The sequence below is a fragment of the Stutzerimonas stutzeri SDM-LAC genome, assembly GCF_000235745.1.
Classification (GTDB): domain Bacteria; phylum Pseudomonadota; class Gammaproteobacteria; order Pseudomonadales; family Pseudomonadaceae; genus Stutzerimonas; species Stutzerimonas stutzeri_H.
This window is the reverse complement of the sequence record NZ_AGSX01000072.1, coordinates 1-14,911: the sequence shown is the minus strand read 5'-3', so window position 1 is coordinate 14,911 and position 14,911 is coordinate 1. Positions and strand designations below refer to the sequence as shown.

The 14,911-nt window shown below is 57.1% G+C and carries 12 protein-coding genes and 1 pseudogene; 5 read left to right on the top strand and 8 right to left on the bottom strand.

What is annotated here, in order from left to right:
• The 8 genes from PSTU_RS0109100 to rpmH form a co-directional block, all read right to left on the bottom strand.
• Nucleotides 1-757, bottom strand: a 757-nt coding sequence (locus tag PSTU_RS0109100) for a ParA family protein (RefSeq protein WP_019340730.1), incomplete at its 3' end; no start/stop codon positions are given.
• 18 nt (nucleotides 758-775) lie between these two features.
• Nucleotides 776-1,423, bottom strand: a complete 648-nt coding sequence (gene rsmG / locus PSTU_RS0109095; protein ID WP_019340729.1) for a 16S rRNA (guanine(527)-N(7))-methyltransferase RsmG — start codon at nucleotides 1,421-1,423, stop codon at nucleotides 776-778.
• Entirely contained in the window at nucleotides 1,423-3,315 is a 1,893-nt protein-coding gene (gene mnmG, locus PSTU_RS0109090) for a tRNA uridine-5-carboxymethylaminomethyl(34) synthesis enzyme MnmG (protein ID WP_019340728.1), read from the bottom strand. Before mnmG ends, rsmG begins: the two co-directional genes overlap by 1 nt.
• 603 nt (nucleotides 3,316-3,918) lie before the next feature.
• Complete coding sequence (gene mnmE, locus PSTU_RS0109085; protein WP_019340727.1) at nucleotides 3,919-5,286, bottom strand: tRNA uridine-5-carboxymethylaminomethyl(34) synthesis GTPase MnmE; 1,368 nt, start codon at nucleotides 5,284-5,286, stop codon at nucleotides 3,919-3,921.
• Nucleotides 5,287-5,354: 68 nt separating this feature from the next.
• Nucleotides 5,355-7,031: a membrane protein insertase YidC gene (yidC, locus tag PSTU_RS0109080; protein WP_019340726.1), complete on the bottom strand. Its 1,677-nt coding sequence runs from the start codon at nucleotides 7,029-7,031 to the stop codon at nucleotides 5,355-5,357.
• Nucleotides 7,032-7,033: 2 nt separating this feature from the next.
• Complete coding sequence (gene yidD, locus PSTU_RS21305; RefSeq protein ID WP_019340725.1) at nucleotides 7,034-7,279, bottom strand: membrane protein insertion efficiency factor YidD; 246 nt, start codon at nucleotides 7,277-7,279, stop codon at nucleotides 7,034-7,036.
• Nucleotides 7,272-7,664, bottom strand: a complete 393-nt coding sequence (gene rnpA, locus PSTU_RS20615; protein ID WP_019340724.1) for a ribonuclease P protein component — start codon at nucleotides 7,662-7,664, stop codon at nucleotides 7,272-7,274. Before rnpA ends, yidD begins: the two co-directional genes overlap by 8 nt.
• A gap of 17 nt (nucleotides 7,665-7,681) precedes the next feature.
• Nucleotides 7,682-7,816, bottom strand: a complete 135-nt coding sequence (rpmH, locus tag PSTU_RS0109065; RefSeq protein ID WP_019340723.1) for a 50S ribosomal protein L34 — start codon at nucleotides 7,814-7,816, stop codon at nucleotides 7,682-7,684.
• Between the two features lie 511 nt (nucleotides 7,817-8,327).
• Here rpmH and dnaA point away from each other — a divergent pair.
• From dnaA to PSTU_RS20610, 5 genes and pseudogenes are all read left to right on the top strand, one after another.
• Nucleotides 8,328-9,788: a chromosomal replication initiator protein DnaA gene (gene dnaA / locus PSTU_RS0109055; RefSeq protein ID WP_019340721.1), complete on the top strand. Its 1,461-nt coding sequence runs from the start codon at nucleotides 8,328-8,330 to the stop codon at nucleotides 9,786-9,788.
• Nucleotides 9,789-9,825: 37 nt separating this feature from the next.
• A complete protein-coding gene (gene dnaN / locus PSTU_RS0109050) occupies nucleotides 9,826-10,929 on the top strand; it encodes a DNA polymerase III subunit beta (protein ID WP_019340720.1) in 1,104 nt (367 codons plus the stop codon).
• Between the two features lie 11 nt (nucleotides 10,930-10,940).
• A complete protein-coding gene (gene recF / locus PSTU_RS0109045; RefSeq protein WP_019340719.1) occupies nucleotides 10,941-12,053 on the top strand; it encodes a DNA replication/repair protein RecF in 1,113 nt (370 codons plus the stop codon).
• On the top strand, nucleotides 12,050-14,464 hold the full coding sequence (gene gyrB, locus PSTU_RS0109040) for a DNA topoisomerase (ATP-hydrolyzing) subunit B (RefSeq protein WP_019340718.1): 2,415 nt from the start codon (nucleotides 12,050-12,052) through the stop codon (nucleotides 14,462-14,464). The genes recF and gyrB overlap by 4 nt, the downstream gene beginning before the upstream one ends.
• Before the next feature lie 182 nt (nucleotides 14,465-14,646).
• Nucleotides 14,647-14,911 (top strand): annotated as a pseudogene (locus PSTU_RS20610) (alkyl hydroperoxide reductase subunit F); the annotation flags it as partial.

The window sequence follows — 14,911 nt, the reverse complement described above, 5'->3', positions numbered from 1 at the left end:
GGCGGCGCGACAATTCGCCCGCCAGCGCCAGATAGGCCAAAGCGCCCTTTGATTGCTTGTCATAGACCAGCGCCGGCATGCCGTGACTAGGGGCTTCGGCCAGGCGCACGTTGCGTGGAATAACGGTGTCGTAGAGCTTCTCACCGAAGTGCGCTTTCAACTGCTCGGTAACCTCGTTGGTCAGGCTGCTGCGCGGGTCATACATGGTGCGCAGCAAACCCTCGATCTTCAGCGCCGGGTTTAGCGCCTGACCAATACGCTGGATCGAGTTGACCAGATCGCTGAGGCCTTCGAGCGCGTAGTACTCGCATTGCATGGGAATGATCACGCCATCGGCGGCGGTCAGCGCATTGATCGTCAGCATCGAGAGCGAGGGCGGGCAATCGATGAGGATGTAGTCGTAATTCTCGCGCACCGGTGCCAGCGCTTCGCGCAAGCGATTCTCTTTGGCCGGCAGGTTCAGCAAGGCGACTTCAGCGGCGGTCAGGTCGCGGTTGGCTGGGAGTAACTGATAGCCGCCGTGCTCCGAGAACTGCATGGCATCGACCAAGCTGCATTCCCCAATCAACACGTCGTAGATCGAATACTCCAACGCCAACTTATCCACACCGCTACCGGTGGTGGCGTTGCCCTGTGGATCAAGATCAATCAGCAGCACGCGACGGCGCGTCGCCACGAGCGAAGCCGCGAGATTGATGCAGGTGGTGGTCTTGGCGACACCGCCCTTCTGGTTGGCGATGGCAAATACTTTAGCCATGGTCAGTGTCTGTCCGGGTCATGAAGTGCGCCGCAGTATCAGCAGATGGCGTTGCCCTTGGCAACCTGGAACCTTGAGAACCGCACAGCAGTCCAGCTGGAAGTCCGTGGGCAACGCCTGCAGTTCGTCGTCCGGATGCACGCCCTTCATGGCTAGCCAGCGGGTATCAGCATCGCTGAGATGGCGTGTCCAATTAGCAAAATCCTCAAGCGAGCTGAACGCCCGCGAGGTGATGTCAGAGAACGGCTGTGGCGGAGTGAACTGCTCGACGCGGCTGTGGACAACTTCGACGTTGGCAAGTCTCAGTTCTAGCTTTACCTGAGTGAGAAAACGGGTCTTCTTACCGTTGGAGTCGAGCAGGGTGAAGTTGCGCTCGGGAAACATGATCGCCAGCGGAATGCCGGGCATGCCGCCACCGCTCCCCACATCCAGCCAGCGCGCACCGCCCTTCTCGGCTTGTGGCACTACGCTAAGGCTGTCGAGCAGATGTCTGGAGACCATCTCCGCCGGGTTGCGCACAGCGGTCAGGTTGTATGCCTTGTTCCACTTTGCCAGCAGCGCGAGATAGTCCATCAGCTGTTGTTGCTGAACGCTGCTCAGGTCGAGCCCCAGCTGCAATGCACCTAGCCTGAGCTCATCAGCATGGTTGGCCAATTCCGTTGCCATCAAGCGCTCTGCTCCAGCTTCTGTCCGGCACTGCGTTTTTTCAGATGAATCATCAGCAGCGAAACGGCGGCCGGCGTGACGCCAGGAATCCGAGAGGCTTGCCCGAGGGTCTCGGGTCGCGCCTGGCTCAGCTTGTGCTGGATCTCTTTCGACAACCCGGAAATGCCCGAGTAATCCAGCTCGGCTGGCAGCATGATGGATTCGCTGGCCCGCAAGCGAAGGATTTCCTCCTGCTGGCGGTCAATGTAGCCGGCATACTTGGTCTTGATCTCTACCTGCTCGGCGACCTGAGGATCTTCAGCACCGCCGCCAGTGAGTTGCATGAGGCCCCGGTAATCGATTTCCGGGCGCGCCAGGAGATTCAGCAGGTTGTATTCATGGGTCAGCGGGGTCCCGAAACGCTCGGCGATCGCATCGCCCTGCTCGGTTCCAGGGCGAACCCAGGTGCCCTTGAGGCGTTGTTCTTCCTGCACGATGCTCTCGCGCTTGCGTTCGAACGCAGCCCAACGTACGTCGTCGACCAAGCCCAACTCGCGCCCTTTTTCGGTCAAGCGCAAATCAGCGTTGTCCTCACGTAGGATCAGTCGATATTCGGCGCGCGAGGTGAACATTCGATACGGTTCCTGCGTGCCGAGCGTGATCAGGTCATCGACCAGCACGCCGAGATACGCTTCGTCCCGACGAGGACACCAGCTGTCCAACCCTTTGGCGCGCAACGCGGCATTGGCTCCGGCGAGTAAGCCCTGGGCGCCGGCTTCTTCGTAACCGGTAGTCCCGTTGATCTGCCCGGCGAAGTAAAGACCCGCAATCACCTTGGTTTCCAGGCTGTATTTCAGGTCGCGTGGATCGAAGTAATCGTATTCGATGGCATAGCCGGGACGCACGATATGCGCCTGCTCCATTCCGCGAATGCTCTGTACGATCTGCAGCTGCACGTCAAAGGGCAACGAAGTCGAAATGCCGTTCGGGTAGAGTTCGTGGGTTGTCAGGCCTTCGGGCTCGATGAAGACTTGATGGCTGTCCTTGTCAGCAAAACGATGAATCTTGTCTTCGATCGACGGGCAATAGCGCGGTCCGACACCCTCGATGACACCGGAATACATCGGTGATCGATCAAGGTTGGCGGCAATGATCTCGTGAGTACGCGCGTTGGTGTGAGTGATCCAGCAGCTCACTTGTCGCGGATGCTGCGCCGCGTGACCGAGAAAGGACATGGGGGGGATCGGCGTGTCGCCCGGTTGCTCGGTCATCACCGAAAAATCGACGCTGCGACCATCGATTCGTGGAGGCGTACCGGTCTTCAGGCGGCCAACCCGCAGGGGGAGCTCGCGCAGACGTTTGGCCAAGGCAATCGAGGGAGGATCGCCGGCCCTGCCGCCAGAGTAATTCTGCAAACCAATGTGGATAAGTCCGCCAAGGAAGGTGCCGGTTGTGAGTACAACCGATTCGGCGAAGAAACGCAGTCCCATCTGGGTAACCACGCCCTTGACCTGATCCGCCTCGACGATCAAATCATCGGCCGCCTGCTGAAATATCCACAGATTCGGTTGGTTTTCCAACATCTCACGAACAGCGGCCTTGTACAAAACGCGATCAGCCTGGGCGCGGGTCGCCCGCACCGCCGGGCCTTTGCGGCTGTTGAGTACTCGAAACTGGATTCCGCTGCGGTCGGTGGCGGTCGCCATGACGCCGCCGAGCGCGTCGATTTCCTTCACCAAATGACTTTTGCCGATACCACCAATGGCTGGATTGCAGCTCATTTGCCCCAGCGTTTCGACATTGTGAGTCAGCAAGAGCGTTTTAACGCCGATTCGAGCGGCTGCTAGCGCAGCTTCGGTACCGGCATGACCGCCGCCGATAACGATGACGTCAAAACGGGAAGGGAAATCCACCACGCACCTCGTGCCTGTTCGGTTGAGTCTAAGCAAGCTCGCCAGTATAGGCACTAGGAGAGCGCGAAAGAAGGCCTCTGGACAAAAAAATGACCAGCTGCAGCGCCGGTACTCAAGAGAGGAGCCTTAAGAGATATAAAGAAGAAAAATGATTTAAAGCTTATTTTTATGTTTATAAATAGACAGCGAATATCTGTGGATAGAACGCTGAAAGGCTTATGTTATGGGACCTAGAGCCGAAAGAAACGCTGTGTTCAGCTGCCGTATAGGCGGTGGAGTCCCGGTTGACACCCTGTGCATGAAATATGACTTTATCCACAGTCGTCAGTAACAGTGGCTTTCTACACCGCTTATCGACCGAGCTTAAGCGGGGTTTTCCACAGAGCTTATGTATCGTCCAAATCAGCAAGTCGGCCGCATGCGCTGCGCTGATACAACAGAAAGGCAGGCGTGGAGGCTTTTGGGCGAGCAGGCGGACAGGCCCTCCGACTGGAGGGCTGATGTCAAGCTGAAACGATTGAGGATGGCTGCGGGAGGTCGAGCCCTTCAGGGCCGGATAGCGTTCAGGAAAGGAGTGAACGCCACGGCTTGGCTAGAGACCGACTATTTGCCGATGCAGAAGCTGGAGAAGATGCGGCCAAGCAAATCGTCGGAACTGAATGCCCCGGTGATCTCGCCAAGTGCCTGCTGCGCTTGGCGAAGGTCTTCAGCGAGGAGCTCACCTGCGCCTGCCAGCGTCAACTGAGCATGGCCATCGTCAAGGTGGTCGGCAGCCTTGCGGAGCGCGTCCAGATGCCTGCGCCTGGCGCTGAAGGCGCTTTCCGCGGTCTGGTCATAGCCCATGCAGTGCTTGAGATGCTCACGAAGCATCTCAAGGCCGTCACCCGAGCGGGCGGACAAGCTGAGCGTCGTATGCCCGTCAGGGTCGACTGAGAGCGTGACCGCGTCGCCGGTAAGGTCGGCCTTGTTGCGAATGACCGTGGTCTTGGCAGGATCAGGCATCGTTAGCAGCAGGTCAGGCCAATGGGATTCGTCATCAAGGGAAGAGGTCGCACTGGCATCGATCACCAGCAGCACACGGTCAGCATCCTGTATGGCCTTAATCGCTCGTTCTACCCCTATCCGCTCCACCTGGTCCTGTGTGCTACGCAGGCCAGCGGTATCGATGATGTGCAACGGCATTCCATCAATCTGAATGTGTTCTTTCAGCAGGTCTCGTGTCGTGCCGGCAATATCTGTCACGATCGCAGCCTCCCGCCCCGCCAGCGCGTTGAGCAGGCTCGACTTGCCGGCATTGGGACGCCCAGCGATGACCACGTTCATTCCGTCACGCAGCAAAGCCCCCTGACCAGCCTCGCGCACTACTGTGGATAACTCGGTGCGAACCTGCTCAAGCAGCGCGAGCACTCGGCCGTCTGCGAGGAAATCGATTTCCTCCTCCGGAAAATCGATCGCCGCTTCGACGTAGATGCGCAGCTGCACCAGGCTTTCGGTCAGGTGATGCACGCGCCGGGAGAAATCACCCTGAAGTGAGCGTACGGCATTGCGCGCTGCTTGCGCCGAGCTCGCTTCGATAAGGTCCGCGATCGCCTCTGCCTGGGCCAGGTCCAGCTTGTCGTTGAGGAAGGCTCGTTCGCTGAACTCGCCGGGGCGAGCAGGCCGGATGCCAAGCTCTATGCAACGCTGCAACAACATGTCCATCACGACGGGGCCGCCATGACCTTGAAGTTCCAGCACATCTTCGCCGGTAAATGAGTGGGGGCCGGGGAAGAACAGCATTAACCCCTCATCGATCACTTCACCATCATCGGCATGGAAGGGGCTGTAGTGGGCATGTCTTGGAACCGGCTCGCGACCGCTAAGCGTGATCGCAACAGCTTTGGCTCGCGGGCCGGAAACGCGGACTACGCCGATCCCACCACGACCTGGTGCAGTGGCGACGGCAGCGATGGTTTCGCGATCTTGGCTCATCAAAACTCTCCCAGGTATCGATAATGCAAAACGCCCCAATTAAGGGGCGTTCTGTTCACTTCGACGGATCAGGTTGCGCTGGCAGTCTGTCCGGTGATCTTGCGGGTAATGTACCACTGCTGCGCGATCGACAAGCAGTTGTTAACGACCCAGTACAGCACCAGGCCTGCCGGGAACCAGAGGAAGAAGAAGGTGAAGATAATTGGCAGGAGCTTCATCACCTTGGCTTGCATCGGGTCCGGTGGCGTAGGGTTCAATTGCTGCTGGATGAACATGGTCACGCCCATGATGATCGGCAGGATGAAGAACGGATCTTTGATCGACAGGTCAGTGATCCAGAACATCCAAGGCGCCTGACGCATCTCGACGCTTTCCAGCAGTACCCAGTACAAGGCGAGAAAGACCGGCATCTGCACGACGATCGGCAAGCAGCCGCCCAATGGATTGATTTTCTCCTTCTTGTACAGCTCCATCATCGCCTGCGACATCTTCTGGCGGTCGTCGCCGAACTGCTCCTTGAGCGCCTGCATTTTCGGCGACACCGCCCGCATACGGGCCATCGACCTGTAACTGGCTGCTGAGAGCGGGAAGAACGCCAGCTTGATCACGATAGTCAGCGCAATGATCGACCAGCCCCAGTTACCCAGCAGTGCGTGGATATTCTGCAGAAGCCAGAAGATGGGTTGAGCGATGAACCAGAGGATGCCGTAGTCGACCGTCAGGCGGAGGCCTGGCGACAGCTCTTCCAGTTGATCCTGGCTCTTCGGCCCGGCATACAGCGTGGCGTATGTTTCACCTTGGGCACCCGGCGCCACCGAAACAGCGGGCCCTGTGAAGCCGATGATGTAGTTGCCTTGGCTGTCCTTGCGGGTCTGAACGACGTTGGTCTGATCGGGCGCTGGGATCCAGGCTGTCACGAAGTAGTGCTGCAACCAGGCGATCCAGCCGCCCTCGACAGTCTTCTTCAGGCTCTTGTCGTCCATGTCACCCATGGAAACCTTGGTATATGGCTCATCCTGGGTCCAGAGCGCAGCTCCAAGGTAGGTGGCAGTACCCGTTGCGGTGCTGGAAGAAGGATCTTTGCTGTCATCGCGCTTGAGCTGACCGAACATGTGCCCGGTCCAAGGCTTGTCGCTTTGATTGTTGATCAGGTAGCGCACGCCAAGATCGTAATCACCACGCTTGAAGGTGAAACGCTTGGTGTATTCGATACCGTCTTCGCTGTAGTTCAGATCGACGACAAGCTGGTCCTGATTCTCGCCCAGCTGGTACTGCTGTTGCGCGCTGCTATACAGCGGACGGCCGCTGGCTTTGTCCGGGCCGTCACCGATCAACCCGCTCTGTGCCTCATAGGTGCGTTCGCCGCTGCGCTCGAAAAGCTGGAACGGAACGTCTGGCCGATCCTGACGACGCGGGAACTCAGGTAAGCGTAGATCCACGATATCGCCGCCGCGTGGATCGATAGCAAGATCCAGAACATCGGTGCGTACGTGAATCAGCTGAGAACTGGCCTGGGTCTCGGGAACCGCACTTGCCATCGGCTCACTGCTTACAGCAGGAATGTCGCCCTGTCCGTTTTCGTTGCTGGTGGTGGCCGGAACAGAGGGGAGCTGCGCGGCCGAAGACTGCTCTAAGCGGGTCTCGTCAGGGATGGCGGTCTGACCGTAGTCCTGGTTCCACTGCAAAACCATCAGGTAAGCAACGACTGCCAGGGCGACAAGCAGGATCGAGCGTTTGATATCCATGGTTACTCGGTCATCGAAGATGAATTGGAGGGGGTATTGGAAGGCACGGGATCATAGCCGCCCGGATTCCATGGATGGCAACGGCCAAGCCTGCACAGGCTCAGCCAGCCACCGCGCATCAAGCCATGTGTTTCAATGGCCTCTTGTGCGTAGCAGGAGCAAGTTGGGTAAAAGCGGCAGTGACTGGCCATCATCGGACTGATGGCGTACCGGTAGAAGCGAATGGGGACAAGCGCGAGCTTACGCATCAGCTGTGCTGCTCTGGACCTGATTCGTGTCCGGCACCGGGGTACGAGCCAAGCGTCTCCAGAGTTTGGCAAACTGTTTTGCCAGTTCTGGGTTAGCCAGTTCCGCTAAACCCTTGCGTGCGATGACCACGATATCCCACCCCGTCAACTCCATCTGGTGGAGACGAAAGGTTTCACGCAGTTGCCGCTTGATGCGATTGCGCTCTACCGAGAGCTTGACGCTCTTCTTGCCAATCACCAACCCGATCCGCGGATGTGGCAATTGATTTTCGCGCACCAGTAGCAGGATGTTCCTGCCCGGTAACTTGCCGGAAGGGGAGTCGAAGACAGCCTTGAACTGGCTCGGGGTCAGCAGACGCTTTTCCCGACCGAAGTCTCGACTCACTACCTGTTCCGGCGTCTTCAGACTGCCAGACGCTTACGGCCTTTGGCGCGGCGACGCGACAGGACGGCACGACCGTTTTTGGTGGCCATACGAGCACGGAAGCCGTGGGTGCGAGCGCGCTTGAGGGTGCTGGGTTGGAAAGTGCGTTTCATGATGCGTTACCTGGTGATCCATTGCGGGCCGGAATGGCCCCCTTTTAAGAGACCGGCGATTGTAGAGAAGCCGCGCGGTGAGGTCAATTTCCAACCAACATCATTCAGGCAGAAAGCAATACATAGAGAAAAGAAGATAAAGATCTTCTTAATGCAGTGCTTATAGATGGTCATGCCGTTTTCTGTGGATAGTTCATTGCAGCCGTGGGACCACCTGGGTTTCAGCGTTCCGGAGCTTTCTGAGCAAGCGGTGCGTATACGGTGGAATCTCGTTGAGTTAGCTGTGGATTAAATTCCATATTATCCACAGGCGGGTTATGCGTTGCGTTGTGCACAGGCTTTTACAATGCTTCTAAGGGTGCTTATCAACAGGCCTTAGCTGGACTGATCACGGTTTGCCGACATTCGATGAATGCGCGTTTGCCTATATAACGCTGCCTGACTGTGGATAACTGACTGGCTCAGGGCTACAATGAGCTCCGTTTTAAGCTCGCCAGCTCTAGGAGACTCTGTGTCGGTGGAATTATGGCAGCAGTGCGTTGACCTCTTGAGAGATGAGCTGCCGGCCCAACAATTCAATACCTGGATTCGTCCGCTTCAAGTCGAAGCAGATGGAGATGAGTTGCGGGTCTATGCACCGAACCGCTTCGTTCTGGATTGGGTCAACGAGAAGTATTTTTCGCGCTTGATGGAATTGTTATCCGAACGCGCACCGGGGCCCGCTCCCTCTTTGTCCTTGCTGATTGGTAGCAGGCGAACGGCTTCTGCGCGGCCGGCCGCCGGGTCGGCCCCTCGTTCCCAGTCGCAAGCCGGTGCTCCTGCTGCCGCGGCGCCGCCTGCTGCTTCATCCTACGAACCGGCTGCTGTGGTTTCCGCTGAGCCTGTCGCACCCGCAAGCGCACCTGTTCGTCCCGTTGAACGCAACGTGCAAGTCGAGGGTGGACTGAAGCACACCAGCTATCTAAACCGCACCTTTACCTTTGAGAATTTCGTTGAAGGCAAGTCCAACCAGCTCGCGCGGGCAGCAGCCTGGCAGGTTGCGGACAATCCCAAGCATGGCTACAACCCGTTGTTTCTTTATGGCGGCGTAGGGCTTGGCAAGACGCACCTGATGCACGCGGTTGGCAACCATTTGTTGAAGAAGAACCCCAACGCCAAGGTGGTCTACCTTCATTCAGAGCGGTTCGTCGCGGACATGGTCAAGGCGTTGCAGCTCAACGCAATCAACGAGTTCAAACGCTTCTATCGTTCGGTGGATGCGTTGCTGATCGACGACATTCAGTTCTTTGCAAAAAAAGAGCGGTCGCAGGAAGAGTTTTTCCACACGTTCAACGCGTTGCTTGAAGGCGGGCAGCAGGTGATTCTCACCAGTGACCGCTACCCGAAGGAGATCGACGGGCTTGAGGAGCGGTTGAAATCACGCTTCGGCTGGGGGCTGACGGTGGCTGTCGAGCCACCGGAACTCGAAACCCGCGTGGCAATCCTGATGAAGAAGGCCGATCAGGCGAACGTCGAGCTACCCCACGATGCTGCGTTCTTCATTGCGCAGCGCATTCGTTCGAACGTCCGCGAGCTGGAAGGTGCGCTGAAACGCGTGATCGCGCATGCCCACTTCATGGGGCGGGACATCACGATCGAGTTGATTCGCGAGTCGCTGAAAGACTTGCTCGCCCTGCAGGACAAGCTTGTAAGTGTTGATAATATTCAGCGCACCGTCGCCGAATACTACAAAATCAAGATATCCGACCTTCTTTCGAAAAGACGTTCGCGTTCGGTCGCAAGGCCTCGTCAGGTCGCGATGGCATTGTCGAAAGAACTCACCAACCACAGCTTGCCGGAAATCGGTGACGCCTTTGGTGGGCGCGATCACACGACGGTGTTGCATGCCTGTCGTAAGATCGCCGAACTTCGCGAATTGGACGCTGATATTCGTGAAGATTACAAGAATTTGCTGCGTACATTGACAACCTGAGAAGACTGCAGCCATTTAATAGGCAAGGGACCAGACCATGCATTTCACTATTCAGCGCGAAGCCTTGTTGAAACCTCTGCAGCTGGTCGCCGGCGTCGTCGAGCGTCGCCAGACATTGCCGGTACTGTCGAACGTATTGCTGGTGGTTGAAGACCATCAGCTGTCGCTTACCGGCACCGATCTTGAGGTAGAGCTGGTCGGGCGCGTCGCCCTGGAAGATGCATCCGAACCAGGCGAAATTACGGTGCCAGCGCGCAAACTGATGGACATCTGCAAGAGTCTTCAGGCTGACGCGCTCATCGATATCCGCCTGGATGATCAGAAGATCGTAATCAAGTCCGGGCGCAGCCGCTTCTCCCTTTCGACCTTGCCGGCTAATGATTTCCCGACAGTGGAAGAAGGTCCCGGCTCGCTGAATTTCAGCGTTAACCAGGGCAAGATGCGTCGTCTTATCGAGCGTAGCAGCTTCGCTATGGCCCAGCAGGACGTGCGCTACTACCTGAACGGCATGCTCATCGAGGTTTCCAGCGGCATGTTGCGCGCGGTCGCAACGGACGGGCATCGTTTGGCGATGTGCTCCATGCAAGCCGGTATCGAACAGCCCGACCGACATCAGGTCATCGTCCCACGCAAGGGCATTCTCGAACTGGCGAGGCTTCTGACGGACCAGGATGGCGAAGTCAGCATCGTCCTCGGCCAACACCACATTCGGGCCACTACGGGAGAATTCACCTTTACCTCCAAACTCGTCGATGGGAAATTTCCCGACTACGAGCGCGTCCTGCCCCGTGGTGGCGACAAGCTGGTGGTGGGCGAGCGTCAGACATTGCGTGAAGCATTCAGCCGTACGGCTATTCTTTCCAATGAAAAATACCGTGGCATCCGGCTGCAGTTGGAAACGGGACTGTTGAAAATCCAGGCGAACAATCCCGAGCAGGAAGAAGCGGAAGAAGAAGTCGCAGTGGACTATACCGGCGGTGCTCTGGAAATCGGCTTCAACGTCAGCTACCTGCTGGATGTGCTGAGCGTCATGACCACGGATCAAGTCCGGTTAATTCTGTCGGACGCTAATAGCAGCGCTTTGGTTCAGGAATATGACAACGACGACTCGGCCTATGTCGTCATGCCGATGCGCCTGTAACCTGCTATTGAATGTCCCTTAGCCGCATTTCCGTCACCGGCATCCGCAATCTGCAGCCGGTGACGCTTACCCCCTCCCCCCGGATCAACATCCTCTACGGTGATAACGGTAGCGGAAAGACCAGTTTCCTTGAGGCGATTCATCTCCTCGGTATGGCGCGCTCGTTTCGTAGCGCGCGGCTGACGCCAGTGATAGGTCATGAGCATTCCAGTTGCACGGTGTTTGGCCAGGTCGAGATGGCTGATGGGCAGGCGGGCGCTTTGGGTATCTCTCGAGATCGCAGCGGCGAAGTACGTATCCGGATCAATGGACAGAGCGTCCGCAGCGCAGCGGAATTGGCAGAAGCTCTGCCGTTACAGTTGATCAATCCGGACAGCTTTCGCTTGCTTGAAGGTGCGCCAAAGCTTCGCCGGCAGTTTCTGGATTGGGGCGTGTTTCACGTGGAACCCCGGTTCATCCAGGCTTGGCAGCGTCTGCAGCAGGCCTTGAGGCAACGAAACTCCTGGCTGCGGCATGGTACACTTGACCCCGCTTCTCAGGCTGCCTGGAGCCGAGAGCTTAGCGCAGCGAGCGAGGAAATCGACGAGTACAGGCGGACCTATATTCAGGCGCTAAAGCCGATTTTCGAGACTACATTGTCCGCGCTTTTAGAACTAGACGATTTCCAGCTGAGCTATTACCGCGGCTGGGACAAAGGGCGTTCCCTGACCGAAGTGCTATCCGCGTCCATTGAACGCGACAGAGTCATGGGACATACCCAGGCGGGACCTCAGCGGGCTGACCTTCGATTACGGATCGCCAACCATAACGCGGCGGAGACGTTATCTCGCGGCCAGCAGAAACTGGTGGTGTGTGCGTTGCGGATTGCACAAGGCCACCTGGTGAGTGAAGCCAAACGAGGCCAGTGTATTTATCTGGTCGATGACCTACCGTCCGAACTGGACGATCAGCACCGGCTGGCACTGTGCCGGTTGCTGGAACAACTGAATTGCCAGGTATTCATTACCTGTGTCGATTCGGACGTATTGCGAGAAGGCTGGCGTCAAGACACGCCAGTCTCAATGTTTCACGTGGAACATGGTGCAATTGCCCAGGACCACGGCCCCTCGGGAGTGAAGGCATGAGCGAAAACCACACGTACGATTCGTCCAGTATCAAGGTGCTCAAGGGCCTTGATGCGGTACGTAAGCGTCCCGGCATGTATATCGGCGATACGGACGACGGCACTGGTCTGCATCATATGGTCTTCGAAGTGGTCGATAATTCGATCGACGAAGCGCTAGCAGGTCATTGCAGCGACATTTCCATCACTATTCATGTTGATGAGTCCATCAGTGTTCGTGATAACGGCCGTGGCATTCCGGTAGATATCCACGAAGAAGGCGTGTCTGCAGCAGAGGTCATCATGACCGTCCTGCACGCGGGCGGTAAGTTCGACGATAACTCCTACAAGGTATCCGGCGGCTTGCACGGTGTGGGTGTGTCAGTCGTGAACGCGCTTTCAGAAGAGCTGATTCTGACCATTCGCCGCGAAGGAAAGGTGTGGGAGCAGATCTACCGTCACGGGGTACCGCAAGCGCCGCTTGCTGCGGTCGGTGATACCGAAGATTCGGGGACCCAGATCCACTTCAAGCCGTCGGCCGAGACCTTTCAGAACATTCACTTCAGCTGGGATATCCTGGCCAAGCGGCTGCGGGAGCTGTCTTTCCTCAATTCTGGCGTCGGTATCGTGCTGCGCGATGAGCGCAACGCCAAGGAAGAGTTGTTCAAATACGAAGGCGGCCTCAGCGCCTTTGTGGCGTATCTCAACACCAACAAGACGCCCGTCAATGAGGTGTTCCACTTCAATGTCCAGCGCGATGATGGTGTAGGTGTCGAGGTCGCACTGCAGTGGAACGACAGCTTCAACGAGAATCTACTGTGCTTCACCAACAACATCCCGCAACGCGACGGCGGTACTCACCTGGCGGGTTTCCGTTCGGCGTTAACGCGGAACCTGAACAACTACATCGAACAGGAAGGCTTGGCCAAGAAACATAAGGTCGCTACTACTGGCGATGATGCGCGTGAAGGACTGACTGCGATTATCTCGGTCAAGGTGCCGGACCCAAAGTTCAGCTCGCAAACCAAGGACAAGCTCGTCTCGTCCGAAGTGAAAACCGCCGTCGAGCAGGAGATGGGCAAGCACTTTGCGGACTTCCTGCTCGAGAATCCCAACGAGGCGAAAGCCGTTGTAGGCAAGATGATCGATGCGGCGCGCGCACGTGAAGCAGCACGCAAAGCGCGCGAGATGACCCGACGCAAAGGCGCTCTGGACATCGCCGGTCTTCCCGGCAAGCTGGCCGACTGCCAGGAAAAGGACCCTGCCCTTTCCGAACTTTACATAGTGGAGGGTGACTCCGCGGGCGGCTCTGCCAAGCAGGGCCGCAACCGCAGGACCCAGGCCATCCTTCCGCTAAAGGGCAAGATCCTCAACGTCGAGAAGGCTCGTTTCGACAAGATGATCTCTTCGCAGGAAGTCGGCACCCTCATCACTGCGCTTGGCTGCGGCATCGGGCGCGAAGAATACAACATCGACAAGTTGCGCTATCACAACATCATCATCATGACCGATGCTGACGTTGACGGCTCACACATCCGTACGCTCCTGCTGACGTTCTTCTTCCGCCAGCTGCCCGAGCTGATCGAGCGCGGTTACGTCTATATCGCACAGCCGCCTCTCTATAAGGTCAAGCGCGGTAAGCAGGAGCAGTACATCAAGGATGACGAGGCGATGGATGAATACCTGACCCAGTCGGCCCTTGAAGACGCCAGCCTGCACGTGAACGAGCACGCGCCAGGTCTGTCGGGCGAAGCCTTGGAGCGTTTGGTCCATGACTACCGAACCGTGATGAAGACCTTGCAACGCCTATCGCGGCTTTATCCGCAGGAGCTGACCGAGCATTTCATCTATCTGCCAAGGGTGAGCGTCGAGCAACTGGCTGATCAAGCCGCCATGCAGGCATGGCTTGAACCCTACGCTGCGTTGTTGAAAGGCGTTGAGCGATCAGGACTAGCTTATAAGGCGAGTCTGCGTGAAGACAAAGAGCGTCATCTCTGGTTGCCCGAGGTAGAAATCATCTCCCACGGGTTGGCCAGTTACATAACGTTCAATCGTGACTTCTTCGGCAGTAACGACTATAAAACCGTTACGGTTTTGGGCGATAAGCTGAACAGCCTCCTTGAAGAAGGCGCCTATGTTCAACGTGGTGAGCGCAAAAAACCGGTCGCTACATTCAAGCAAGCGCTTGATTGGTTGATGACCGAAGGTACGCGCCGCCACAGTGTTCAGCGCTACAAGGGGCTGGGCGAGATGAACCCGGACCAGCTGTGGGAAACCACCATGGACCCTGCGGTTCGACGAATGCTCAAGGTCACCATTGAAGACGCGATTACGGCTGATCAGATCTTCAACACCTTGATGGGCGATGCGGTTGAACCCCGCCGTGATTTCATCGAGTCGAATGCGTTGGCGGTATCCAATCTCGACTTCTGATTCTTCTGCACATAAGTGTTCCACCAAAAACCCGGCGTGAGCCGGGTTTTTTGTTCCACGTGGAACAACGATAGCTTCATTCGATGGGGTTCCTAGCTTTAATCAATTTTCAGCATCTTCTATTGGCTCGTATGCTGTTTCCATTCAAAAGCTTCTCAATTTTTCTAGCCAGGGGAAACTCCATGCTCGATAGCAATCTCAAAGCGCAACTGAAAACCTACCTGGACAAGGTCACCCAGCCGTTCGAGATCGTCGCGTCCCTCGATGACCGCGAAAAGTCCCAGGAAATGCTCGAGCTGCTGGAAGAAATCACCAGCCTGAGCGACAAGATCACCCTGCGTACCGACGGCAAGGATGTGCGCAGGCCTTCGTTCGCACTCAACCGCATCGGTGGCGACATCAGCCTGCGTTTCGCCGGCATCCCGATGGGGCACGAATTCACCTCGC